We start from the raw sequence: 24,902 nt of genomic DNA, 5'->3' as shown, positions 1-24,902 counted from the left end.
GAATTCCCGTTGGCCGTCCTCCGGCCGACGTTTCTGCTCGCTCATCGCGCTCCGGACGATAGCAGGCCATCCACGCGGTGGTCATATTGGAGTAGCCCGTTGGGGACATCGCCGTCCAAGGCGCGCTCATCACGCACTCCGGTCCAGCGCGTTCTCAGGTTCGTCAATGTAGAGCCTCTGCTGCAGCGTGACTCGGAACTCGGCGGCGAGCCAGAGCAGCGCGAGCCCGATGACCGCCCAGCCGAAGACCTTCGTGTTCCAGATCGTGACGCCGTCCATGCTCGTGACCAGCAGCATCACCGCGAGGATCTTGACCATGTAGCTCGCGAGCCCGGCGAGCATCATCGTCTGCGCGGAGATCTTGCCGGCCCAGGAGACCACGAGCACGGTGATCGAGAAGAAGGCGATCACCACGACGGCGGCCAGTGCCGCCGCGAGGGCGCCCTTGCCGCCGGCGGCCAGAAAGCCGATCACGATGGCGGCCACCCCGGCGGCCGCGGTCGGGATCGCGGTGCCGCGGAGCATCCTTGCTTCATTGGATTGCATGAGGGCTCCGGCTGGTCACGTACGGTGGTCGTTTCTTGTTCGTGAAAGGTATCACAAGCGTCCGGATCGTCCGCAATTACCCTAGAGGTAACGCCCGACCGGGCCCGCGGCTCCACCTCCGGCCGCGCTTTCACCAGGGACTTTAGCCCAGTCGGACCCGTGCTTTAGGCGTCTGCGCGAAGACGGCCGGTCACGGCACGCCGGCGCCATGGCGTGACGATCGACCGGCTCGGGACGCGGGTTCCACGGGGCCGGCCCCATGGGCTGAGACCCGCGGCCTGCGGATCATCAGCAGGACACCGGCGGTCGCGACCAGCAGCGTGATCCCGAGGGTGATCCAGGCGGCGTCGAACAGCGCGAGCCCGACCAGCCCGGACGCCAGCAGCCCGACCCAGAAGTACATGATCAGCACGGCGCGGCGGGTGGAGTGGCCGAGTTCCAGCAGCCGGTGGTGCAGATGCTGCTTGTCCGGCGAGAACGGCGACCTGCCCTGGTTGGTGCGCCGCCACACCGCGAGCAGCATGTCGATGAACGGCACCGCCGCCACCGCCGGGATCAGCAGCACCGGGACGAAGAACGGGAACAGCCCGTTGGCGAGGATCGCCGGGTCGAACTGGCCGGTCAGCATGATCGTGGACGCGCTGAGCAGCAGCCCGATCAGCATCGAGCCGGTGTCGCCCATGAAGATCTTCGCGGGGCTGAAGTTGTGCGGCAGGAAGCCCGCGCACATTCCGAACAGGACCGCGGCGATGAGGGTCGCGGCGGTCAGCGTGGTGAGCCCGTTCGTCCGCGACAGCAGGTAGGCGTAGGAGAACAGCGCCAGCGCGGCGATCCCGACGACGCCGGCGGCCAGCCCGTCCAGGCCGTCGATGAAGTTGACCGCGTTGATCGTGGCGACGACGACGAGGACGGTCAGCGGCACCCCGTAGGCGGGCGGCAGCGACAGCGACTCGCCCGTCGGCAGCGGGATCACATAGATCTGGATGCCCTGCATGATGAAGATCCCGGCCGCGGAGACCTGGCCGGCGAACTTGGTGAGCGCGTCCACTTCCCAGCGGTCGTCGGCGATGCCGATCAGCACGATCAGCCCGCCCGACAGCAGCAGCGCCTTGGCGACGCTGACGTCGCCGTCCGCGAGGACCTTGCGCATCTCCGGCAGCCCGGTCGCCACCACCAGCGCCGCCACCATCCCGCCGAACATCGCGAGACCGCCCAGCCGGGGCGTCGGGATGACGTGCACGTCGCGGTCACGGGGAACGGCCTGCGCCCCGAACCAGACGGCGAACCTGCGCACGAGCGGGGTCAGCAGGTACGCGACCAGGGCGGCGACCAGGATCGTGAGCAGGTACTCCCGCACTCCCCTGCGCCTCCTTCGCCCATCACCGCCGGCGGTCGGCCGCCGCATCGGCAGCCCCGTCGGCCGCCCCGTGGTTGACTGCCCCGCGCGCGCGATCCCTCACATCCCGCCCTCGGATCGCGGGACCGCCGTCACCTTATAGACGGCTGGGCAGGACGATCTGTTCACGATCGCGATCGGTCAACTCTAATCCTCCCGGCGGCCCTTCGCGGCGCATACGACCCCTCACGGCGCATACGACCCCCCGTGGCGCCTACCGGGCCCGGAACCGGTGGACGCACAGAACCCCGGCCCCGACGGTCATCAGCGCGAGACCGGCGAGGCACCGGTCCCCCATCGAGAACGCCCACAGCCCGTGCGCCGCGACCTCGTCGCCCGCGTCGGCGGCGACCAGCAGCGCGCCGGCCGCGGCCAGGCCCAGGCCGGCCCGCCGTCGCGGAACCGGGCGGCGGGGCAGCAGCGCCACCATCCCGAGGGACAGCGCGAGCAGCGCGGTGCCCGGCCAGCCGCCCGCCCAGCGCGGCGGGACGTACAGCGGGGGCTGGGCGGCGACCGCGTGCTCGGGCAGCCGGACCCGGACCTTCATGCCCTCGTGCGGGGCGAGGTTCCGCTGGATGAAGTCCACGGCGTAGGGGCCGTCGCGGTCGCGCAGGCACCGGGTCGTCGCGCCGGGGGCGCCGGCGTCGCAGGTCACGTGCCGCAGCGGGACCGGCGCCTCCACCCGGACGGCCGCGTTCCTGATCGGGACGTCCCAGCCCGTCCCGATCGCGTCCCATGTCAGCGCGTCATGGCCGGCGCGCGGGGTGAACGCCCGCGCCACCTCGTACTCGATCACGTACGCCTGCCGCCCGCGCACCTCGCCCTGCCGGCCGCCGACGCTGATCTGCACGTCGTTCAGCAGCTTCATCGTCTGGACGCGGGCCGGGGCGCCCGTCGACGAGCTGGTCCTGATGTCGCGCACCTCGTACAGCCGGTCGCCGCGGCGGAACGGCACCAGGCGGACGATGCCGTGCCGGCCGCTCTCGCCGAAGTCGTAGGTGATGGTCTCCCGGACGCGCAGGACGCCGTCGGCGCCGAGGCCGAGGACGACGTCGTAGGTCGCGATGCTCTCCGCGAGCTCCCCGGCGGCCGTCTCCGGCGGCGGCACCGTCCCGGACACCGCGGGAACGGGCTCGGCCGCGCCGCGGGCGGGCGGCGGCAGGACGAGGGAGATCAGGACGAGGGAGATCAGGACGAGGGAGGTCAAGACGAGGGCCGGCAGCAGTGGCAGCCCCGCGGCGATCGCGGCCCCCCGGACACGGCCACGCACGTCAAACATGGTTTCACCGTTGCCGCCGCTGTGTCGGCGTAACGAGGTCAATACACCCGCCAGGCTACGTGCCACTGCCGGGTCCGGAGCCCGCTGTGACGCGGGTCATGGAGGCGTGCCCGGACGGACGGAGGCCGCCCGCCGCCCCCGTTCTACGCCCGCTCGTCGTCTTTGGTGAGCGACGGCTTCGCGTCCGCGCCGGCGGACGCGCCGGCGGCCGTCTCGCCGGCGGGCTCAGCGCCCCCGGGGGCGGGCTCAGCCGCCGCGTCCGGGGCTTCGGACGACTCCCCCTTCGTCAGGGAAGGCTTGGCCATGTCCACCGGCGACGCGGCCTCTGCGGGCTCGGCGCCCGCCGTGACCTCGCCGGACTCGGCCGGGTCGGCCCGCTCGTCCGGGTCGGCAGGGTCGTCCTCGTCGGTCAGCAGCACGCCGACCACCGCGCGGATCCTCTCCTCGGGGATGGCGCCCGCCCGCAGCAGCCGCGGGACGGCCCCGGTCAGGTCCACGATCGTCGACGGGTCGGCGTGCCCGGACACTCCGCCGTCCAGATAGACCGAGACCGAGTCGCCGAGCATCTTCTCCGCGTCCTCGGCGGTGCGGGCCGGGGCCTGCCCGCTGAGGTTCGCGCTGCTGACGGCCAGCGGGCCGGTCTCCTTCAGCAGCTCGACCGCCATCTCGTGCATCGGCATCCGCACCGCGACGGTCCCCTTGGTCTCGCCGAGGTCCCACATGAGGTTCGGGTTCGCGCGGCACACCAGCGTCAGCGCGCCCGGCCAGAACTCGTCGATGAGGTCCTGCCCGTAGGTGCCGAGGTCCTCGACCAGCGCCGTCGCGGCCCGCACCGACCCGACCATGACCGGGGGCGGCATCTCCCGCCCGCGTCCCTTGGCGTCCAGCAGCGCCGTCACCGCGGGCGCGGTGAACGCGTCCGCGGCGATGCCGTACACCGTGTCGGTCGGCATGACGATCAGCTCGCCGCGCCGTACGGCCGACACGGCCTCCGCGATCCCGCGGGTGCGCTCCATCGGATCGGCGCAGTCATAACGTCGGCTCACGGTCGCCCGTCTTCCTGTCTTCGCGGCGCTCATCGGGTATGGCAACGCCAAGGATAACGGGCTCGCGGCGCGTCACTCCGCCGCCAGCCGCGCCGTGACGAAGCGGTCCCGGTTGGTCAGGTCGCGGCGGTTGCGGACGTCCCGCCAGCCGTGCTCCTCAGCGAAGATCCAGTAGACGCCGTTGCCCTGCAGGTCGCTGTGCTCGACCGCCGTGTAACCGCCGGGACGCAGCAGCCGGCGGGCGGTGCGCTCCACCACGCGGATCGCGTCCAGGCCGTCGTCCCCGCCGCCCCACAGCGCGTCGGCGGGATCGTGGTCGCGGACGTCGCGCGGCACGTACTCCCACTCGCTCATCGGAATGTACGGGGGGTTGCTGACGACGAGGTCGACGGTGCCGTCCAGCTCCTTCAGCGCGGAGGAGAAGTCGTCCAGGTGCAGCCGGACGCGTCCCCGCTCGTCGAGCTCCTCGATGTTGCGGGTGGCGTGCACGAACGCGGTCGGGTCCTTCTCTACCGCGTGCACGCGCGCGCGAGGCGCCTCCAGCGCGATCGACAGTGCGATCGCGGCCGACCCGGTGCCGAGGTCGACGACGAGGGGGTCGCGGACGTCCATGTCGCGCAGCGTCTCCAGCGCCCAGCCGACCATGACCTCGGTCTCAGGCCGCGGGACGAAAACGCCGGGCCCGACCTTCAGCTCCAGGTAGCGGAAGAACGCGCGGCCGGTGATGTGCTGCAGCGGCTCCCCGGCCTCACGGCGGGCGACGAACTCCCAGAACCGGGCGTCGAACGCGCTGTCGGGAACGCCGTGCAGCTCGGTGCGCCGCACCCCGTGCACCGCCGCCGCAAGCTCCTCGGCGTCGGCGCGAGGGGATGCCGCGCCCGCGTCCGCGAGACGTGCCGTCGCCCTGGCGATCTCGTCGAGCAGCAGATTCATGATCCTGCCCTTCGAGGGGGGACGACCCCCCACACCCCCCGGTTCGCCGCGCTCATGATCTTTATGCTTCGAGGGGGGACGACCCCCCACACCCCCCGGTTCGCTGCGCTCATGATCCTTGTGCTTCGGCCAGGCGGCGTTCCAGCTCGGCGTCGACGAGCGCCTGCGTGACGTTGTGGAGGTCGCCGTCCAGCACCTGGTCGAGGTTGTAGGCCTTGTAGCCGACCCGGTGGTCGGAGATCCGGTTCTCCGGATAGTTGTAGGTGCGCACCCGCTCGGAGCGGTCCACCGTCCGGACCTGGCTCTTGCGCTCCGCCGCGGCGGCGGCGTCGGCCTCCTCCTGCGCCATCGCCAGCAGCCGCGACCGCAGGATGCGCAGCGCCTGCTCCTTGTTCTGCAGCTGGCTCTTCTCGTTCTGGCACGAGACGACGACACCGGTCGGCAGGTGCGTGATGCGGACCGCGGAGTCGGTGGTGTTGACGCTCTGCCCGCCGGGGCCGGACGAGCGGTACACGTCGATGCGCAGGTCGTTCGGGTCGACCTGGACGTCGACGTCCTCGGCCTCGGGCGTCACCAGGACGCCGACGGCGCTCGTGTGGATGCGCCCCTGCGACTCGGTCGCGGGGACGCGCTGCACACGGTGCACGCCGCCCTCGAACTTCAGGCGCGTCCAGACGCCTTCCTCCTGGGCGCCCTTGGCCTTCACCGCGACCGTGACGCCCTTGTACCCGCCGAGGTCGGACAGGTGGGAGTCGATGACCTCGGTCTTCCAGCCGACGCGTTCGGCGTACCGCAGATACATGCGCAGGAGGTCGGCGGCGAACAGCGCGGACTCCTCACCGCCCTCGCCCGCCTTCACCTCCAGGATGACGTCCTTGGCGTCGTTCGGGTCACGCGGGACGAGGAGATGCCGCAGCCGCTCCTCCAGCCCCTCCCGCCGCTTCTCCAGCTCGACGGCCTCGGCGGCGAACGTCTCGTCCTCCCCGGCCAGCTCACGCGCGGTGGCGAGGTCGTCCTCGGTCGACGTCAGGTCCCGGTGCGTCTCGACGATCGGCCGCAGTTCCGCGTAGCGCTTGCCCAGCTTGCGCGCCAGGTTCTGGTCGGCATGGACGGACGGGTCGGCGAGCCGTTCCTCAATGCCCGCGTATTCGCTGATCAGATCGTCGAGATTCACGCTGTGTCCTGGCCCGTCCCGGCCCCCGGGGCCGCGGCGGCCTCCGGAAACCGACTTCGGACGGCCCGGGGACCTGACGAGATGTCCCCGGGCCGTCCCTGGTCGTCGCTGTGTGCGGCGCTCGCGCTACTTGTCGGCCTTCTTCTTGCCGAAGCGCTGCTCGAAGCGCGCGACCCGGCCGCCGGTGTCGAGGATCTTCTGCTTGCCCGTGTAGAACGGGTGGCAGTTCGAGCACACGTCCGCGTGGATCACGCCGTTCTCGGCGGTGCTGCGGGTCTCGAAGGTGTTGCCGCACGTACACGTCACGGTGGTGACGACGTAGTTCGGGTGGATGTCAGGCTTCATGGTTCTCCTCGCTTCTGGCGGTCGCCGGGCATCCCCGAGTTCACATGGCCGATCACGCCCGACAGGGCCATGAATGATGCAGGAGACGTGAACCGGTACCGCAGCGGTTGCGCGAACCGTCCTCATCCTCGGCTGGGTCGGCGGTGCCGGGCCGCCGGAACACCCCGGATGAGAACGACTCGCTCCAAGTGTGCCAGATACCTGAACGTGGCGAGGTCACCGGGCATTCCCGATCCCGCCGGGGACGCGCGGGCGCGCGGAACGCCCCCGGTCACGGGCGTTCAGCCCCCGCGGCCCAGGTAGGCGAGGACGGCCATGACCCGCCGGTGCCCGCCCTGCGCAAGCTGCAGGTCCAGCTTCATGAAGATGTTGGAGATGTGCTTCTCCACGGCGCCCTCGGTGACGACGAGGTCCGCCGCGATGGCGCCGTTCGACCGTCCCTGCGCCATCAGCCCCAGTACCTCCCGCTCACGGGGGGTCAGCGCCTCCAGCGGGTCCCCGATGCGGCGGCGTCCCAGCAGCTGCCCGATCACCTCGGGGTCGATGACCGTCCCGCCGCCGGCGATGCGGCGCACCGCGTCGATGAACTCGGCGACGTCCGACACCCGCTCCTTCAGCAGGTAGCCGACGCCTTCGGCGCCGCCGCCGATCAGGTCGGTCGCGTACCGCTCCTCCACGTACTGCGACAGGACCAGGATCGGCGCGCCCGGCCTGCGCTCCCGGACCGCGAGGGCGGCGCGCAGCCCCTCGTCGGTGAACGACGGCGGCATCCGGACGTCCACGATCGCGAGGTCCGGCTCGTGCTCCTCGACGATCCCGAGCAGCCCCGGACCGTCGCCGACCGTCGCGACCGTCTCGATCCCGGCGTCGTCGAGCAGCCGGACGAGCCCTTCGCGCAACAGCACCGAATCCTCGGCGATCACTACCCGCATCCACCCATTATCGGGCCCGCGGCGGCCTGGGCGGACCGCCGCGGGCCGTCCGGCGCGGGCTACCAGGTACAGGGGAGGTCGGCGCGGATGATCGTGGGACCGCCGGGCGGGCTGTCCACGATGAGCATCCCGTCGATCGTGGCCGCCCGGTCGGCGAGCCCCGCCAGGCCGCCGTCGGGACGCGCGACCGCGCCGCCGGCCCCGTTGTCGATCACCTCGACGACCACCCACCGGTCCTCGCGGGCCACCCGGACGGACGCGCGGGTCGCGCGGGCGTACTTGGCGATGTTCGCCAGCGACTCCGCCACGATGAAGTACGCGATGCTCTCCACCGCCGCGGGGGGACGTTCCGGCAGGTCGACGTCCACCTCGACGGGCACCGGGGCACGGCCCGCCAGCCCTGACAGCGCCGGGTCCAGGCCGCGGTCGGTGAGGATCGCCGGGTAGATCCCGCGGGCCAGGTCGCGCAGCTCGGAGATCGCCTCCCGGGTGCCCGAATGGGCCTGCTCGATCAGCGCCCGCGCGCCCTCCGGGTCGTCGTCGAGCTTGGCGCGGGCGCGCCCGATGTCCATCGCCACCGCCAGCAGCCGCTGCTGGGCGCCGTCATGCAGGTCGCGCTCGATGCGGCGGCGCTCGAACTCCGCCGCGTCCACACCGCGGGCACGACTCGCCCGCAGATGCTCCGTCCGCTTGCGCAGCTCGATGTTCTCGGTCTGCGAGGGGCTCGGGCCGAGCAGCAGCCGCGCCCACGCCGAATGCCCGATCGCCATCACCCGCGTCACGTACATCGCCAGGACGAGGAAGACCAGCCCGCCCACCGACATCGGCAGCGCCTCCAGCGGGCTGCCGGCCCAGTACGAGACGAAGCCGACACTGACCTCGGCGCCGCCGTCCACCGCCACGATGACCGGCATCGCCAGCAGCATCCCCGTCGCCGCCCACACCGTCCAGGACACGACGAACTCCACCAGCGTGATGGGGAACAGCACGGCGAGGTAGAGCAGGTCCTTCCAGGTGGCGGGGTCGGACGCCATCGCCTTCAGCTTGGTCAGCGGGTTGCGTCCCGCCGGGAGCCGCCGGTACGGGCTCGGGATGCGCACGCCGAACGCCGCCCGGACGAGCTGCCGCTCCAGTATCGCCACGCCCCGCCACGCGATCATCATCAGCGCCAGCATCGGCAGGCCCACCCAGATGATCAGCAGCCCGAGGGACAGCGTCAGCCCGACGGCCAGCCCGATGAAGCAGCCGAGCCCGAGCGCCATGCTCGCGGCCAGATAGATCGCCGACCGCCACGTCAGCGACGACTTCGCCATGGCGAGCGGAGTCCACGGGGTGTTCGCGACGGTCGCCGCCGTGTCACCGCCGACCTGCATCACGGTGGCCCATCGCGCCGCCGCCCACCGCGCGGCGGCGCCGCCCGCGGTCGCGTCCCCGCCGCCGGGGTCCCTGCTCAGCTCGCCCACGTCGTCCCTCCGTACCCGTTCCAACCTACGGTCCAAGCCTGCCGAGCGGGACGTCCGGACGACATGATGGCCGCCGCCCAATCGGGGGTGGGGTTAGCCCCACCCTCTTCATTGCCGTGCCCTTGGCCGTGAGCATTGCCAGACTATTGTCCCGGATTGTCAGACGAGTTACGCTCCCAGCACCCCGAAGGAGGTGAGGCCCATGCCCGGTGGCCCGGCCGACACCGTGTTGTTCAGCTGGCGGGACACGCTGGTCTGCTGGACGGCGGCTGTCGAACCGCTCTTGTACGACCTCGCCCGCCGCAACGGGCACAGCCCGCTGGATCGCGGGCGCGACCTGCGCCGGCGGTTCGAGGCCCTCCTGCGGGAGCTCGGCGGCGAGCGGCGCGCGTTCGCCACCGCCTACGAACTGCTGGCCGAGGAGGCGGGTTACCGCTGGCGAGACGCGGGATCGGCGGCGCTCACCACGGCGCTCCACACCTGCCGGCCGCATCCGGACGTGGCGCCCGCCGTGGAACTCGCCGCGCGCGCCGGGTTCCGGCTGGTGGTCGCCTCGGATGAGGATCCGGAACTCGTCCACGGAGCGTTGCGTCCCCTCGACGGCGCATTCGCCGCCGTCTTCACACGCCGCGATGTCCGCGACTGCGGATCCGCCAGTCTGGTCGACCAGGCGCTGGCCAGGCTCGACGTCCCGGCGTCGCGCATCGTGCACGTTGCCGCGTCCCGAAGCCAGCTGAACGTCGCGGGCGCGCCGGGGGTACGCCGCGCCTGGCTGGACCGGCGATCGCCCGTGGCCGCCGACGCCGGTCACCCGGTGTCCACCGGTGGCGAAGGCGTCGTCCCGCCGGTCACTCCGCACGGCGACCGTCTGCTCCAGCTCCAGTACGACTGGCGTGGCGGATCTCTGCTCGGACTCGTGGAATGGCTGGGACGCCGCCGCGCCGTCGAGACGGCGGGGCTATGACCGAGACGGCCCCGGCCACCGGCGCGGCGGACCTGATCGTCGCCACGCTGCGTGACCTCATCCTCAGCGGCGACCTCGCGCCCGGAACCCGGTTCACCGAGGCCGAACTGTGCGCAGCGCACGGGGTGGCCCGGCCCACCGTCCGCACCGCGATCCAGGTGCTGGTCCACCAGGGCCTGCTCGAGCGCTCACCCAACCGCAGCCCGTCGGTTCCGCAGCTCACCCAGCAGGACGTTCTCGACCTCTTCTACGTGCGGGTGCCGCTGGAGGTCCAGACGGTGCGGGCACTCGTCGGCCGGGTGGTGGTGATTCCCGCGGCGGAGGAGGCCACCCGGCAGATGGAGGAACTGCCGCACGAGGCGCACTGGAGCGACGTGGTGGAGGCGGACCGCGCGTTCCACAATGCGCTGGTCGAGGCGGTCGGCAGCAAGCGGCTCAGCCGCCTCTACCGGTCATTGGACGGAGAGATCCGGCTGTGCGTGGCCCAGCTGCGGCCGGCGTGGGCATCGCCGGCCGCACTCGGCCGGGAGCACCGCGAGGTCCTGTCGGCCATCACCGAGGGGTCGGTGGACGACGCGGTGGAGCGGATGCGCAACCACCTGGAGAAGGCGGTCGTGCACTTGACCGGCCGCCGGCCCGACCGGAGTTGAACCACCCCGGGCGCCGGCGGCCGGACCCACACGGAACCGCGTCGCTGCGGACGACTACGACGCGGCGGCGGGACGCAGGGCCGAGAGGTCGCCAGTCAGGGCCGCGGTCAGAATCGTGTGGCACGCGGCGGCGTCCAGCTTGCGCGGGTTGTTGGCGGCGAGGCGCCGCACGCCGGCCGCTCGCTCGGCCAGACGGGGGAGGTCGGCGGCGGTCAGGCCGAGTTCGGCGAGGGTGCCGGGCAGCCCGATCCGGCGGCCGAGTTCCTGGAGACGGGTCACCGCGTGATCCGGGGTGGTCCCGCCGAGGGCGCGGGCGATCGAGGTCAGGCTCTCCTCTCGGACGGGCCGGTTGAAGGCCATCACATAGGGCAGCATGAGACCTGTGCCGAGGCCGTGCGGGGTGTTCGTCGCGGCTCCGATCGCGAACTGGAGCGCGTGCGCGGCGGCCACCCCGGAATTGCCGAAGGCCAGGCCGGCCAGCATGCTGCCGTAGAGCATGTTCTCCCGGGCCTCGAGGTTCTCGCCGTCGCGGACGGCGGTCTCCAGGTGGGCGCCGATGCGCCGGATCGCCTCCAGCGCGAGCAGGTCGGAGAGCGGGTTCTTGCCGATCGCCACACGCTCCAGCGGCAGCCGGACGGTCTCCGGGCCTTCCGCGACGAGGTGGGCGGCCGCCATGTGGGACTCGACGGCGTGCACGAGCGCGTCGATGCCGGCATGGGCGGTGACCGCCGGCGGGCAGGCGACGGTGAGCAGGGGGTCGCAGATCGCGATCCGCGGGATCAGGTACGGGCTGGAGACGCCGACCTTCATGCCGAGGTCGGCGTCGCTGACGACCGACACGGGGGTGGCCTCCGAACCGGTCCCGGCCGTGGTCGGCAGCGCGATGAGCGGGGTGACCGGCCCCGGAACCTGCTGCTCCCCGTGGTAGGCGCCGAGCGGGCCGGGGTGGGACATCAGAAGTGCGGTGACCTTGGCGAGGTCGATGGAGGAGCCGCCGCCGACGGCCACGACGACGTCCGGCCGGGCCGCCGTGACGGCGGCGAGTGCGTCCGCGACGGTGCCGGTGGGCACGTCGGGGGCGGCGGCGTCGAACACCTGCGCCACCAGGCCGGCGGCGGTCAGCGACTTGAGGATCCGCCCGAACCCGGGGGTGGCGGCTATCGCGGGGTCGGTGACGATGAAGGCGCGTTGCCCGAAGGGCGCGGCGAGGCGCCCCACGGCTTCGGCCATTCCACGGCCGAAGAACACCTGGGAAGGTGATCGCAGGACGACGAAGTCAGACATGGTCGAAATGGCCTTTCAGGGAGTCCAGGACGAGCCGCCGCAACGGCCGGGCATGCTCGGTGACGGGTGCATGGCCGCAGTGGCCGAACAGGTGGAGATGGGCGTTGGGCAATGCGCCGAGGAGGGGCAGCGCGGCATCGCGGAAGGGCACGACCCGGTCGTCGGCTCCGTGGAGCAGCAGAACGGGCTGCCTCAGGGCGGCCAGGTCGGCGGCGGAGAGAGCGAGATCGTCCACCCATCGCTGGCGCGGCGGCGCGAACATGGCCGCGAAGGTCTCCGCGTGGCCCGGCCGCCGCGTGGCGGTGAGCCGCGCGGCGACGGCCTCGTCGGTGACGAACCGCGGATCGTGGAAGATCAGCTCGGTCATCGCCCTGGCCGCGGCGGCTCCCGGCCGGTACGCCCACAACGCGTCCAGACCGTCCGGCAGCGCCATCGAGGCCCCCATCGACCCGACGGCGATGACCCTGCGTACCGCCTCCGGCCGGGCCGCCGCCAGCGACAGCGCGACCGCTCCCCCCATCGAGTTGCCGATCACGTCGGCCTGGCGGACGCCCAGGGCCGCCAGCACGCCGAGTGCCTGCCGGGTCCACACGGCGCGGCCGAACCGCCCGTCGGCCGGGGGCTCGCTGTCACCGAAACCCGTCTGGTCGGGCACGATCACGCGGTAGCCGCCGACGGCGAGAGCCCCCGCCAGAGCGGCGAAGTTGCCCCAGCCGGTGGTTCCGGCCCCCGATCCGTGCAGGAGGAGGACCGCCGGGCCGGTACCGGCCTCATGGACGCGGGTGCGCAAACCGCCGATGTCCAGCGTGTGCGCCGTGGGCCGGACCGGTCTCTCGCGGGGTGACGACCCCCCGCACCCCCCGGAGCGGCCCTGACAAGCGGGTTCCGCCTCGTCCATGACCGGCGGGTCAGCCGGCGGACCGCTGGGCGGCGGCCTTCTCCAGTACCGCCATGAACGCCCGCGACCACTCCGGCATGTCCGGCCAGCCCCGGCAGGAGACCATGTTCCCGTCGACGACGTCGGGAGCGTCGACCACTTCGGCGCCCGCGTTGGCCATGTCGCCGGCCAGGGGCGGGAAGGCGGCCGTGCGGCGGCCCCGCAACAGCCCGTACACCGCCGGCACCTGGGGTCCGTGGCAGATCGTCCCCACGGGGAGGTCCTCGGCGAAGAAGTACTCGGTGATGCGCCGGACGTCGGGATCGATCCGGATGTACTCGGGCGCCCGCCCACCCGGAATCACCAGGCCGAGATAGCGGGTGGGGTCGACCTCGGCGAAGGCGAGGTCGACGGCGAGCTTGCGGCCGTTCTTCTCGGTGTAGGCGTCGGAGTGCGGCTCGAAGTCGTGGATGACCAGCTGCACGTCGCGTGTGGTCGGCGCGGCGACATCCGCCGCGTAGCCGGCCTCGCGGATGCGGAACAGCGGGTACATCACGTCGAGTTCTTCGGCGCAGTCACCGGTGAGGACGAGCACTCGTTGCACGAGAACCTCCTGGAGCGTTCGGACCCGTGGCGACGATGCCGCCACGGTCAGCACCGTAGCAGCGATGAAGGATTCTGAAAAGATCTGAAGTCTCTGCTTCTCGACACGAGGCGCGAAGGTGCGGCAGGACGTGCACTTCGAGGGACATGATCGCACGACATGAGGCGTTCGGACCGTTGACAGGTCTTGAAATACACCCCTAGGTTGAGCGACCACACATGAAAGATTATGAAGTCATGTGAAAGCAACCTCATGAGAGGGGCAGGCCGTGCGCAGACCGGACTCACCCGGCAACGGGTCCGCCGCCCGCAGACGGCGCCGCTGGCGCCGCGCCGTGGCGCCCATCCTCACCGGAGCGATGGCGGCCGCGATGCTGACCGCCTGCGGTGGGGCCGGCGGCGCGAGCGACGTCACCGCCGACAACTTCACGACCAAGCTGACCGACGAACCGATCACCCTGCGCTTCATCTGGTTCGAGTGGCCGCCGGCGCATGCGCTGGAGAAGCTGGCCAACGAGCACTACAAGAAGGTCCGGCCGAACGTCACCGTCGAGGTCAACACGGTGCCGATCGCCCAGTGGCACGATGCGATCTTCACCCAGTTCGCGGCGCGCAAGACCAACTTCGACGTACCGATCCTCGACTCGCAGTACATCGGTGAGGCGGTCACCAACGGCAACATCCTGGAGCTGACCGACTTCGTCGGCAAACACGTCGACCGATCGGCCTACAATCCCGCCTTCCTCGGCGCGTACGGCCAGTACCCGCAGGCCAAGACCGGTGAGGCCGACCCCGGCGCCAAGATGTACGGCCTTCCGCTGATGGGCGATACCTGGGCGATGGTCTGGCGTAAGGACCTGATCAAGGAGGCCCCCGCCGACTGGGACGACATGATCGCCAAAGCCGCGGCGTGTCAGCGCGACCATCCGGGGATGAGCGGCCTGGCGTTTCAGCAGGCCAACGCGACCGACGGTGCCGCCACTCCCTACGCGGCGGTGAGCGGCGCCTACGGCGGGCGGCTGTGGGACGCCGCCGGCAAGAAGGTCGACGGCGTGATCAACGACGCCGCCGGCCACGAGGCCATGCGCATCCTCGTCGAGCAGATGAAGCCGCTGACCGCCAAGGGGTCGGGCAACTGGTTCATCGACGAGGTCAACGCGGCGGTCAACCAGGGCAAGACCTGCTACGCCTTCCAGTGGATCGGCGCCATGCCCGGATTGCTCGACCCCAAGCAGTCCACCCTCGGCAAGTCGCGTGAGGAGATCGCCGGCAAGCTCGGGTTCGCCGCTCTGCCCAAGGGCAAGAAGTCCGACGCCATCCCGCTCGGCGGCATGGGCATGCACGTCTCCAAGTACGCCGACAGCCCGGCCCAGGCCGAGGCGCTGAACTTCATGAAGTGGTTCCAGAGCGCCGACGTGCAGCGGGTGTGGGCCGGACTCGGCGGCATCCCCGGCCGGACCGATGTCGTCAACTCTCCCGAGTTCCTTCAGATCGCGCCCTACAACAAGGCGTTCACCGAATCTCTGCCGCGACTGCGCGACTTCTGGAACCTGCCCGAGTACGCCAAGCTCATGAACATCCTGACGATCAACGTCAATGCCGCCCTCAACGGGACCCTCGCGCCCGACGCCGCTCTGAACAAGATCGCCCGTGAGCAGCAGGCCGTGCTCGACCAGAGCCGGTAGCACGGACCGGCACCGGGAGTCGTCATGACCGACATCGCCTCACCCGCCGCGGCGGGCGATCTGACCGCCCCGCCCGCCGCCAGGCGGTTCCGCTTCCTCACCGACCGCCGGCTGGCGCTGCTGTTCATCACGCCCGCCCTGGTCGTCCTGCTGTTCCTGTCGGTGTTCCCGCTGCTGTGGACGGTGTTCCTGTCGCTCACCGACTACTCGGCGACACGCGACGCGCCGCCGCGGTGGGTTGGTCTCGATCACTACGCCGACCTGCTCACCTCGGCCGAAGTGCTGCGCCACGCCACCACCACCGCGATATTCGTGGTCGGCGCGATCACCCTGCAGTCCGGCCTGGGTTTCGCCATCGCCTACCTGATCTCCCGCCGCAGCCGCGGCCGCGGCGGGCTCACCACCCTGTTCCTCGTGCCGATGATGCTGTCGCCGGTCGTGGTCGGCCTGTTCTGGAAGTTCATGCTCGACGCGCAGTTCGGCGTGGTGAACAGCGTGCTCGGCTCGTTCGGGCTGGACGGCCGGGAATGGCTGACCAACCGCGGCCTCGCCCTGACGTCGCTGATCGTCGTCGACACCTGGCAGTGGACGCCGTTCATCATGCTCATCGCGCTCGCGGGCATGACCGCGGTCCCCCGGTACCTGTACGAGGCGGCCGACATCGACCGCGCCTCGGAATGGTTCAAGTTCCGCCACATCACGCTGCCGCTGGTCCGGCCGCTGCTGCTGATCGCCGTCCTGTTCCGCGGCATCGAGGCGTTCCGCCTGTTCGACCTGGTCTACGTACTGACCGGCGGCGGCCCCGGAGACTCCACCCAGACGCTGTCGTTCAGCGTGTACAAGACGGCCTTCCTCGGCTTCGACACCGGCGAGGCCGCCGCCTACGGCGTGCTCATGGTGGTGGTCGTCATGGTGCTCGCCCAGATCTTCGTCAAACGGCTGGAGCGGTTCGGAGCCGCCGGCCGAGTCGAACCCGACCGCCGCAGAGGCCGCCGGCCTCCTCCCGCAAAGGCACTGGCCACCGCGGACGGCGGCATCGACGACTCCCGGGAGGGAGCCCGATGACCGTACGCACCGATTCGATCGCCGACCACCCGGACGCGGCGTCAGACGGGACGGGTGCCGCCGCGGCCCGGTCCGGCCGGTCGCGCCGCGGCCGCGGCGGGCGCCGCCGCATCCGCGGCGGCCTGGAGATCGGCCTGCTCGCCGGATTCGCGGTCGTCTTCCTGTTCCCGGTGGTGTGGATGCTGGAGACGTCCCTGAAGCACCAGCGCGACGTTTACGCCGTACCGGCCAAGTTCGCGGGCTTTCCCATCACTTTCGAGCACTACGCCGACGTCTTCAGCTCCGGATCGGTCCTGTCGACCGGATTCCTGAACTCGGTGATCGTGGCCGGCGCGTCCACGGCGCTGGCGACACTGCTCGGAGTGCCGGCCGCGTGGGCCTACTCCCGCTTCCCCCTGACCGGCAAAAAGCATCAGCTCTTCTTCATCCTGTCCACCCGGTTCATGCCGCCCGTCGTGGTGGTCATCCCCATCTTCCTGCTCTTCCGCGACTTCATGTTGATCGACACCCTGCTCGGGCTGGTGCTCGTCTACACCGCGTTCAATCTCCCCTTCACCATCTGGATGTTGAGGGGGTTCGTCGACGAGGTGTCCCCGGAGTACGAGGACGCGGCGATGCTCGACGGCTACTCCCGATTCGAAGCATTCGTCCGGATGACACTGCCGCTGCTGATCCCGGGCATCGCCGCCACCGCCGTGTTCGCGCTCATCTTCTCCTGGAACGAGTTCGTGTTCGCCACCTTCCTGACCTCCAGTCCCGAGACCCGCACCGCTCCCCCGGCGATCGCCGGTCTCATCGGCGGCACCACGATCGACTGGGGCCTGGTGTCGGCCTCGGCCATGGTGTTCGCCCTGCCCGTACTCGTGTTCGCCTTCATCGTCCGCAAGCACCTCGTGGCGGGCGTGACGCTCGGAGCGGTGAGGAGGTAGGCATGGCCGCGATCACGATCGACCGGCTGCACAAGCGGTTCACCGGCCAGAAACAGGGCGCTCCGCCGGCGGTCGAGGAGCTCAGCCTGAGCATCGCCGACGGCGAACTGTTCGTGCTGCTCGGCCCCTCCGGCTGCGGCAAGACCACCACACTGCGGTGCGTGGCCGGCATCGAGCGGCAGACCGGCGGGGACATACGGCTCGACGACGAGACCGTCAACGACCTGCCGCCCGCCGAACGCGATGTGGCGATGGTGTTCCAGTTCTACGCGCTCTATCCCCACCTGACCTGCCGGGACAACATCGCGTTCCCGCTGCGGGCCGCCAAGGTCACGTCCGCGGAGATCGCACGGCGGGTCCAGGACGTGGCCCGCATGCTCAGGCTGTCCCATCTGCTGGACCGGCGACCGCACCAGCTGTCCGGCGGCGAACAGCAGCGCGTCGCGCTCGGCCGGGCCATGGTGCGCCGTCCCCGCGCGTTCCTCATGGACGAACCGCTCACCAACCTGGACGCCGAGCAACGCGAAGACATGCGGGCCGAGATCAAACACCTGCAGGCACAGATCGGCACCTCGATGCTCTACGTCACCCACGACCAGGTCGAGGCGATGGCACTCGGGCACCGCATCGCCATCCTCAACCAGGGCCGACTCGAGCAACTCGGCACACCCGTGGAGGTCTACAACCGGCCCGCCACCCTGTTCGCCGCCCGATTCATCGGCAGCCCGCCGATCAACCTGCTCGACGTCACCGTGACGGACGGCGGGCTGGTGTCCGAAGGCGGCCTGCGGCTGCCCGCCCCGGACGGCCCGTCCAACGGCGACCCGCTCATCGCCGGGCTCCGTCCCGAGACCTTGACCCTCACCGCGGCCGGCGAAGACCACACCGTGGACGGGCGGGTGCTGGCCCGCGAGGCGCTCGGGGACGAAACGATCTACGTGGTCGACACCCCGGCCGGGCCGCTGCGCAGCCGGATGCCGCCGACGGCCCGGCACGACGTCGGCGACCCGGTCGGCCTGCGCCATGTCGGCCCGCCACCGCCCGTCTACGACCCGCGGACCGAACGAGTCGTCGAAGGGAAGGGCGCCGTATGACCGCCGACGAGGAGAAGCCGCCGGCCATCAGGGTGACCGGCCTGCGGAAGAACTTCGGTGACGTGGCCGCCCTCGACGGCGTCGACCTGACCGTCCCCGACGGCTCGTTCTTCGCGCTGCTCGGGCCGTCCGGCGCAGGCAAGACCACCACGCTCCGGGTGATGGCCGGGCTGGAGCGACCGGACGCCGGCACCGTGCGGCTGGGTCACCTCGACGCCACCGCCGCCACCCCCGCCGCACGCGACCTGGCAATGGTCTTCCAGAGCTACGCCCTCTACCCCAAGCAGACGGCCCGCCAGAACATCGCCTCTCCGCTGCGGGCTCGACGGCTGCGCCCGGAGCAGATCGCGGAGGCGGTCGCCCGGGTGTCGGACCTGCTGCACATCGAGCGGCTGCTCGATCGGCGTCCCGCCCAGATGTCGGGCGGCGAGCAGCAGCGGGTCGCGCTCGGCCGCGCCCTGGTGCGCGAGCCCCGCGCGTTCCTGATGGACGAGCCGCTGACCAACCTGGACCTGAAACTGCGCGTGGAGATGCGCACCGAACTGACCCGCATTCACCGGGCGCTGGGCCGGACCTTTCTCTACGTCACCAACGACCACGTCGAGGCGATGTCGATGGCCGACCGCGTCGCGGTCCTGCGCGACGGGCGGATCGAGCAGGTCGGAACCCCGATGGAGATATACGAGCGACCCGCCACCCGCTGGGTCGCCGGCTTCGTGGGCAGTCCGCAGATCAATGTGCTGCCCTGCCGGTTCGACGCCGGGACCGGACGCCCGGGGCGGCTGGCCGGAGACGGCGGCTGGACGCTCCCGGCCCCCTCCTGGTGCCCGGAGATGCCCGACGGCAGCCCCGTCCTGATCGGAATCCGCGCCGAAGACCTCACCCTGACCCCCACCGCCGACCAGCCTTGCCTGGAGGGCGAGGTGTACGTGGTGGAGCCGCTCGGCGACCGCACTCTCGTGGACGTCCGCGTGGGAGAGGCCGTCGTGCGCGTCAAGGCCGGCCCCACCGTCACACTGCCCGCCGTCTCCGGCCCGGCCGGTCCTCGCCTGCGGATCGGGGTGCACCTCGAACGAGCCCACCTCTTCGACGCCACCACCGAACGGGCGCTCCGAGCGTGAAGGCATACTTGCGCTGTGACTGCACGCGGTATTCCTCACTCGGCCGACCCAGAGGCGCCGGCGGACCCGGCGGGGCCCGAGCCGTCGCTGCCCGCCGCACGCCGTGCCCGCATGCTGGCCCGAATCCAACGCGAGGGAGGTGCGAGCCTCGCCGACCTGGCTCGCGAGCACGCGGTCTCACCGGTCACCGTGCACCGCGACCTGGAACACCTCAACCGGGAGGGCCTCGTGGAGCGTGTACGCGGCGGTGCGCTCGCCACCTCGGAACCTCCACTGGAAACCGGATGGGCCAAGCGCCTGCATCGGGCCGGGCTGGCCAAGGACGCCATCGCCCTGTACGCGCGGTCGTTCGTCGCGGACGGCGCGACGATCTTCATCGACGCCTCCTCCACCGGCCTGGCCCTCGCGCACCGGCTGGAGATCGAACCACCGGCGGAGCTGACGATGATCACCAACTCGCCGGCGATCGTGCTCGGTCTCACCGCGCCGAGCGTGCACGTCATCAGCACCCCGGGCGACCTCAACCAGCACACCCGGGCGCTGACCGGACCCTGGACGACCGAGTTCATCAGCCGGCTGCATCTCGACACCGCGTTCATCTCACCGTCGGGCATCAACCTCAGCCACGGCCTGACGGCGGCCCGCCGCGAGACCGCCGACATCGTCAACGCGGTCCGCGCGGTCACCGGCCGGGTGGTGGGACTGGTGCCGGCCGAGAAGTTCGACCGCGCGGCGCTGCTCACGATCGTCCCGGCGCATGAGCTGGACGCGGTGATCACCGACGATGGTGTGGCCGCCGAGGTACGCGAGCGCTACGGCGCCGCCGGGGTCCCGCTGCATGTGGCCAAGACAGGGGCCGTCGAGGACGACTAACGCGGACGCCCCCGCCGGAACGATCCGGACGGGGGCCTCTGCGATTTCTCGGTCAGCGTCGGTCAGCGGTCGTCGGAGACCGTGGTCTTCTGGACCTGGAGCAGGAACTCGGCGTTGGACTTGGTCTCCTTCATCTTCTCGATGAGGAGTTCCAGTGCCTGCTGCGTGTCGAGCGCGTGCAGGACGCGGCGCAGCTGCCAGACGACCCGCAGCTCCTCCGGAGCCATGAGGATCTCCTCCTTGCGGGTGCTGGACGCGTCCACGTCCACCGCGGGGAAGATCCGCTTGTCGGCCAGGCTCCGGTTGAGCTTCAGCTCCATGTTGCCGGTGCCCTTGAACTCCTCGAAGATGACCTCGTCCATCCGGGACCCGGTCTCCACCAGCGCGGTCGCGAGAATGGTCAGCGAGCCGCCGTTCTCGATGTTGCGCGCGGCGCCGAAGAACCGCTTGGGCGGGTACAGGGCCGTCGAGTCGACACCACCGGACAGGATGCGTCCGGACGCGGGCGCCGCCAGGTTGTAGGCGCGGCCCAGGCGGGTGATCGAGTCGAGCAGCACGACGACGTCGTGGCCCAGCTCGACGAGCCGCTTGGCGCGCTCGATCGCCAGCTCGGCGACCGTGGTGTGGTCCTCGGCGGGACGGTCGAAGGTCGAGTGGATGACCTCGCCCTTCACCGTCCGCTGCATGTCGGTGACCTCTTCGGGACGCTCGTCCACGAGGACGACCATCAGGTGGCACTCCGGGTTGTTCTTGGTGATCGCGTTGGCGATCGCCTGGAGCACCATCGTCTTGCCGGCCTTGGGCGGTGACACGATCAGGCCGCGCTGGCCCTTGCCGATCGGCGACACCAGGTCGATGATCCGGGTCGTCAGGATGCCCGGGTCGGTCTCCAGCCGCAGCCGCTCCTGCGGGTACAGCGGGGTCAGCTTGCTGAAGTCGACGCGGCCCTTGGCCTGGTCGGGCTCCATCCCGTTGACGGTGTCGAGGCGCACCAGCGCGTTGAACTTCTCGCGCCGCTCGCCCTCGCGGGCCTGCCGCACCGCACCGGTGATGACGTCGCCCTTGCGCAGCCCGTTCTTGCGGACCTGCGCCAGCGACACGTACACGTCGTTCGGGCCCGGCAGGTAGCCGGTCGTGCGGACGAACGCGTAGTTGTCGAGGATGTCGAGTATCCCCGCGACCGGGATCAGGACGTCGTCCTCGGTGATCACCGGCTCCTCGTAGCGCTCGCGGCCGCGGCCCCGGTTGCGCTCGCGGAACCGGCGCCCGCGCCGGCCCCGGCCGCTGCCGTCGTCATCGTCGTGCTGGCCGTGCTGACCGTGCTGGCCGCTCTGGCCGCCCTGGTTCTGGCCGCGCTGACGGCCGCCGCCCTGGTCGCCCCGGTCACCGCGGTCGCCCCGGTCACCGCGGTCGCCCCGGTCGCCCCGGTCGCCGCGCTCCCGGCCGCCGCGCTGCCGCTGGCGTCCGCCGCCCTCGCGGCCCTCACGGCCGCCGTCGCGGTTGTCGCGCCCGTCCCGGCCGCCGTCGCGTCCGCCCTGGGACTCGCCGTCCTCGACGTTCTGCTCGCGCCCCTGGTCGCGGCCCTGCCGCTCACCGCGCTCGCCGCGTCCTTCGGAGCCCCCGCGCTCCTGCCTGTCGTTCCGCTGCCGACCGCCCTGGCGCTCGGCCCGGTCCTGCTTCTCGGGCTTGTCGGCCGGCTTCTCGGCGGTCTTGTCCGCCGGGGCCTGCGCCTCGGCCTGCTTGTCGGCCGGGGCCTGCGCGTCGGCCGCCTTGGCGGCGGGCGCCGGCTCGCCCTCGGCGATCGTCACCTGGTCGTCGGACACCTCGTGCTTGGCCGCGGCGGCCCGGGTGCGCCTGGGACGCTCGGCCTTCACCGAGGCAGCGGCTCCCTGCTCGCCCCCCGCCGAGCCCTGCCCCTGGCCGCCCTGCTTCTCCTGGATGGCGGCGATGAGCTGGCTCTTGCGCATCCCGGTCACACCGGTGATGCCGAGGCTGGACGCGAGCGCCTTGAGCTCGGGCAACACCATGGCCGACAGGCCGGTGCCCGACCGGCGGCGCCGGGGGGTGGCGGGCTCCGCGCCGGCCGGTGCGGCGTCGGCGGCTCCCGTGCTTGATGCGTCCGTAAGGAGTTCGCTGGATTCGCTCACTAAGGGTCCTTCCCAGGGAGCGGGCGTTGGCCGGTTTCCGGCCAGTCGACCCGGTGGTGCGGCCCGGCGGGGGCGCCGGAACGGGCTCCGCTGATCACGGTGGGGCCGGGATCTGCGTGTTCTGGGCGCAGCCAGATGGTGGACGGGACGGTTCGCTCGTGCGTGTCCCCGTTACCGCCACGTCCGAAGTTTCGCTGGAATGCCGGACAACGGATTGTCACGGTGTCGGGAAGCCTAGTACGCGGGACCGACACGGCCGGAGGGCCGGATAGGTGACGCACGGCTGACGAGCACGCTGCCCCGAACGGGGCATCTGGTGCGGCATTCAGCCTAACATCACCAGGCCGCACTGCTATTCCCCAGAGGTCGATGTCTTCGCATTTTACCTAGCGGGATCATGCCGGGACCTGCACCGGGCGGGGGCCGCGACGGGCCCCGCCCCCGGCCGCCGCCATCAGGACCGGAACCCCGATCATCCGGTCAGGACGCGTGCGCCGCGGGCCGCGACGTCCAATGGGTGCTTGAGCCACCCATTACCCACTCCGGGAGCCATCGAATCAACTTGTGATGCGCTTGTGAAGGCCAGGACAGTAGGTCCTGCCCCGGAAATCACCGCCGGGACGCCTCGCGAGCGCAGCCGCCTGACCAGCGCGGCGGACTCCGGCATCGCGGGAGCGCGGTAATCCTGGTGCAGCCGGTCCTCCGTCGCGTCCAGCAGGATCCGCGTGTCCAGCCCGCCGGTGAGCGCCGCGATGAGCAGCGCGGCGCGTCCGGCGTTGGCGGCGGCGTCGCGGTGCGGGACGGTCTCCGGCAGCAGCCCCCGCGCCCGCTCGGTCGCCAGCCGCTGCTCGGGAACGAACGCCACGACCTGCCTGACCTGCGATTCCAGGCGCACGAGCCGCGGGCCGGCCGGCGTCGTCCAGGCGACGGTCAGGCCGCCGGCAAGGCACGGCGCGACGTTGTCGGGGTGCCCTTCGATCTCGGTGGCGAGACCCAGCACCGCGTCGTCGTCGAGCAGCTTCCCGGCGGGGTGCAGCGCGCGGGCGGCGACGATCCCGGCGACGGTCGCGGCGGACGACGAGCCGAGCCCCCGGCTGTGCGGGATCCGGTTACGGCACCGCAGCCGCAGGCCGGGCGGCCTGCCGGGACCGGATCCGGCCAGTTCGTCCAGGACGCCGAAGGTGCGGTGCAGCATCCTGACGATGAGGTGCCGCTCGCCCCGGTCGGCGGTCTCGGCCCCTTCGCCGTCCACCTCGATGGACAGCCCGCCGCCGGTCACCTCGACCTCGACGTCGTCGTGCAGGCCCAGCGCGAGGCCGAGCGAGTCGAAACCGGGGCCCAGGTTGGCGCTGGTCGCCGGCGCCCGGACCAGCACCGGTCCTTCCGTCCAGCCCACCTCAGGTGAGACCGAGCTCGGACGCGGCGGAGTGCGCGTCCACCTTGATGACGGTCGGCGCGGGCGCACCGGAGATCGCCCAATCGGGGTCCTTGAGGCCGTTGCCCGTCACCGTGCAGACGACCTTGGAACCGGGCTCGACGCCACCCTGCTCACTCGCCTGCAGAAGGCCCGCGACGCTCGCCGCAGAGGCGGGCTCGACGAAAACCCCCTCTTCCCTGGCGAGAAGCCGGTAGGCGGCCAGAATCTGCCTGTCGGTCACCGAAGCGATGGCGCCGCCGGACTCGTCCCGCGCGGCGATGGCGAGATCCCAGGACGCGGGGTTGCCGATCCTGATCGCGGTGGCGATGGTCTGAGGCTTGAGGACGGGTTCGCCCTTCACGAAGGGCGCGGCGCCGCTCGCCTGGAACCCGAGCATGCGCGGCGTCCCGGACGCCTCCTTGTCGGCCGCGTACTCCTTGTAACCCATCCAGTACGCGGAGATGTTGCCGGCGTTCCCGACGGGCAGGCAGTGGACGTCCGGGGCGTCGCCGAGCGCGTCGACGATCTCGAACGCCGCCGTCTTCTGCCCCTGCAGCCGGTACTTGTTGACCGAGTTGACGAGCGCGACCGGGTAGTCAATGGACAGTTTCCGCGCCAGTTCGAGGCAGTCGTCGAAGTTGCCGTCCACCTGCAGCAGCCGCGCCCCGTGCACCAGCGCCTGCGCCAGCTTCCCCATCGCGATCTTGCCGTTAGGGACAAGGACCGCGCAGGTCATCCCGGCACGCACCGCATACGCGGCGGCGGACGCCGAGGTGTTGCCGGTCGAGGCGCAGATCACCGCCTTCGCGCCGTCCTCGGCGGCCTTGCTGATCGCCAGCGTCATGCCGCGGTCCTTGAACGACCCGGTCGGGTTGGCGCCCTCCACCTTGAGGGACACCTCGCAGCCGGTCAGCTGGGACAGGCGGCCGGCGGGCACCAGCGGAGTACCGCCCTCCAGCAGCGTGACGACCGGAGTCGCCTCCGTCACCGGAAGCCGGTCGCGGTATTCCTCGATAAGGCCACGCCACGCGCGGGCGTTCGGGTTCAAGTCGATCTCCTCGGATGACCTGCGATGTTGC

Annotated in this window: 23 protein-coding genes; 8 read left to right on the top strand and 15 right to left on the bottom strand. The window is 71.3% G+C overall.

The window, feature by feature from the left end; all coding sequences use genetic code 11:
• Positions 1–129 precede the first annotated feature (129 nt).
• From AB0C35_RS07885 to AB0C35_RS07845, 9 genes are all read right to left on the bottom strand, one after another.
• Positions 130–546 carry a hypothetical protein gene (locus tag AB0C35_RS07885; RefSeq protein ID WP_358451821.1) on the bottom strand — a complete coding sequence of 139 codons (417 nt, stop codon included), beginning with the start codon at positions 544–546 and terminating at the stop codon, positions 130–132.
• A 190-nt stretch (positions 547–736) separates the two neighbouring features.
• Complete coding sequence (locus AB0C35_RS07880) at positions 737–1,903, bottom strand: MraY family glycosyltransferase (protein ID WP_358451819.1); 1,167 nt, start codon at positions 1,901–1,903, stop codon at positions 737–739.
• Positions 1,904–2,156: 253 nt separating this feature from the next.
• A complete protein-coding gene (locus tag AB0C35_RS07875) occupies positions 2,157–3,221 on the bottom strand; it encodes a DUF2207 domain-containing protein (protein WP_358451817.1) in 1,065 nt (354 codons plus the stop codon).
• A 143-nt stretch (positions 3,222–3,364) separates the two neighbouring features.
• Complete coding sequence (locus AB0C35_RS07870) at positions 3,365–4,267, bottom strand: L-threonylcarbamoyladenylate synthase (protein WP_358451815.1); 903 nt, start codon at positions 4,265–4,267, stop codon at positions 3,365–3,367.
• A 72-nt stretch (positions 4,268–4,339) separates the two neighbouring features.
• Entirely contained in the window at positions 4,340–5,200 is an 861-nt protein-coding gene (gene prmC / locus AB0C35_RS07865) for a peptide chain release factor N(5)-glutamine methyltransferase (RefSeq protein ID WP_358451813.1), read from the bottom strand.
• A 109-nt stretch (positions 5,201–5,309) separates the two neighbouring features.
• The gene (gene prfA, locus AB0C35_RS07860; protein WP_358451811.1) at positions 5,310–6,374 is read right to left on the bottom strand and encodes a peptide chain release factor 1; all 1,065 of its coding nucleotides are present in this window, start codon (positions 6,372–6,374) and stop codon (positions 5,310–5,312) included.
• Positions 6,375–6,500: 126 nt separating this feature from the next.
• Positions 6,501–6,719, bottom strand: coding sequence for a 50S ribosomal protein L31 (gene rpmE / locus AB0C35_RS07855; RefSeq protein ID WP_121434040.1), 219 nt, complete (start codon positions 6,717–6,719; stop codon positions 6,501–6,503).
• A gap of 281 nt (positions 6,720–7,000) precedes the next feature.
• On the bottom strand, positions 7,001–7,651 hold the full coding sequence (locus AB0C35_RS07850) for a response regulator transcription factor (RefSeq protein WP_358451809.1): 651 nt from the start codon (positions 7,649–7,651) through the stop codon (positions 7,001–7,003).
• A gap of 59 nt (positions 7,652–7,710) precedes the next feature.
• Positions 7,711–9,114, bottom strand: a complete 1,404-nt coding sequence (locus tag AB0C35_RS07845) for a sensor domain-containing protein (protein ID WP_358451807.1) — start codon at positions 9,112–9,114, stop codon at positions 7,711–7,713.
• 202 nt (positions 9,115–9,316) lie between these two features.
• Here AB0C35_RS07845 and AB0C35_RS07840 point away from each other — a divergent pair, with 202 nt between their 5' ends.
• Together AB0C35_RS07840 and AB0C35_RS07835 are read left to right on the top strand one after the other, a co-directional pair.
• The gene (locus AB0C35_RS07840) at positions 9,317–10,078 is read left to right on the top strand and encodes an HAD family hydrolase (RefSeq protein WP_358451805.1); all 762 of its coding nucleotides are present in this window, start codon (positions 9,317–9,319) and stop codon (positions 10,076–10,078) included.
• Positions 10,075–10,728 carry a GntR family transcriptional regulator gene (locus AB0C35_RS07835; protein WP_358451803.1) on the top strand — a complete coding sequence of 218 codons (654 nt, stop codon included), beginning with the start codon at positions 10,075–10,077 and terminating at the stop codon, positions 10,726–10,728. The genes AB0C35_RS07840 and AB0C35_RS07835 overlap by 4 nt, the downstream gene beginning before the upstream one ends.
• A gap of 54 nt (positions 10,729–10,782) precedes the next feature.
• On the opposite strand, the gene AB0C35_RS07830 is transcribed toward AB0C35_RS07835, so the two are convergent.
• From AB0C35_RS07830 to AB0C35_RS07820, 3 genes are all read right to left on the bottom strand, one after another.
• Entirely contained in the window at positions 10,783–12,012 is a 1,230-nt protein-coding gene (locus tag AB0C35_RS07830) for an iron-containing alcohol dehydrogenase (RefSeq protein ID WP_358451801.1), read from the bottom strand.
• Positions 12,005–12,802 (bottom strand): alpha/beta hydrolase, encoded by a 798-nt coding sequence (locus AB0C35_RS07825; RefSeq protein WP_358451799.1) that lies wholly within the window; start codon positions 12,800–12,802, stop codon positions 12,005–12,007. Before AB0C35_RS07825 ends, AB0C35_RS07830 begins: the two co-directional genes overlap by 8 nt.
• Before the next feature lie 118 nt (positions 12,803–12,920).
• Positions 12,921–13,493 carry a DJ-1/PfpI family protein gene (locus tag AB0C35_RS07820; protein ID WP_358451797.1) on the bottom strand — a complete coding sequence of 191 codons (573 nt, stop codon included), beginning with the start codon at positions 13,491–13,493 and terminating at the stop codon, positions 12,921–12,923.
• A 268-nt stretch (positions 13,494–13,761) separates the two neighbouring features.
• On the opposite strand from AB0C35_RS07820, the gene AB0C35_RS07815 reads away from it, so the two are divergent.
• The 6 genes from AB0C35_RS07815 to AB0C35_RS07790 are packed head-to-tail and all read left to right on the top strand — an operon-like array spanning position 13,762 to position 20,259.
• Positions 13,762–15,177, top strand: coding sequence for an extracellular solute-binding protein (locus AB0C35_RS07815; RefSeq protein ID WP_358451795.1), 1,416 nt, complete (start codon positions 13,762–13,764; stop codon positions 15,175–15,177).
• Between the two features lie 24 nt (positions 15,178–15,201).
• Entirely contained in the window at positions 15,202–16,242 is a 1,041-nt protein-coding gene (locus AB0C35_RS07810) for a sugar ABC transporter permease (RefSeq protein ID WP_358451793.1), read from the top strand.
• Positions 16,239–17,171 carry a carbohydrate ABC transporter permease gene (locus tag AB0C35_RS07805; protein WP_358451791.1) on the top strand — a complete coding sequence of 311 codons (933 nt, stop codon included), beginning with the start codon at positions 16,239–16,241 and terminating at the stop codon, positions 17,169–17,171. Before AB0C35_RS07810 ends, AB0C35_RS07805 begins: the two co-directional genes overlap by 4 nt.
• Before the next feature lie 2 nt (positions 17,172–17,173).
• The gene (locus AB0C35_RS07800; protein ID WP_358451790.1) at positions 17,174–18,265 is read left to right on the top strand and encodes an ABC transporter ATP-binding protein; all 1,092 of its coding nucleotides are present in this window, start codon (positions 17,174–17,176) and stop codon (positions 18,263–18,265) included.
• Positions 18,262–19,386, top strand: coding sequence for an ABC transporter ATP-binding protein (locus AB0C35_RS07795; RefSeq protein ID WP_358451788.1), 1,125 nt, complete (start codon positions 18,262–18,264; stop codon positions 19,384–19,386). Before AB0C35_RS07800 ends, AB0C35_RS07795 begins: the two co-directional genes overlap by 4 nt.
• 15 nt (positions 19,387–19,401) lie before the next feature.
• On the top strand, positions 19,402–20,259 hold the full coding sequence (locus tag AB0C35_RS07790; protein ID WP_358451786.1) for a DeoR/GlpR family DNA-binding transcription regulator: 858 nt from the start codon (positions 19,402–19,404) through the stop codon (positions 20,257–20,259).
• 62 nt (positions 20,260–20,321) lie between these two features.
• Here AB0C35_RS07790 and rho read toward each other — a convergent pair whose 3' ends face one another.
• From rho to thrC, 3 genes are all read right to left on the bottom strand, one after another.
• Positions 20,322–22,406, bottom strand: a complete 2,085-nt coding sequence (gene rho, locus AB0C35_RS07785) for a transcription termination factor Rho (protein ID WP_358451784.1) — start codon at positions 22,404–22,406, stop codon at positions 20,322–20,324.
• A gap of 472 nt (positions 22,407–22,878) precedes the next feature.
• Positions 22,879–23,781 (bottom strand): homoserine kinase, encoded by a 903-nt coding sequence (gene thrB, locus AB0C35_RS07780; protein ID WP_358451782.1) that lies wholly within the window; start codon positions 23,779–23,781, stop codon positions 22,879–22,881.
• Positions 23,782–23,803: 22 nt separating this feature from the next.
• A complete protein-coding gene (gene thrC, locus AB0C35_RS07775; RefSeq protein ID WP_358451780.1) occupies positions 23,804–24,871 on the bottom strand; it encodes a threonine synthase in 1,068 nt (355 codons plus the stop codon).
• Positions 24,872–24,902: the final 31 nt, after the last annotated feature.

The organism is Spirillospora sp. NPDC048819 (assembly GCF_040650055.1).
Taxonomy (GTDB): domain Bacteria; phylum Actinomycetota; class Actinomycetes; order Streptosporangiales; family Streptosporangiaceae; genus Spirillospora.
Note: the sequence above shows the minus strand (reverse complement) of the source record. Positions and strands in the feature narration are given on the sequence as shown.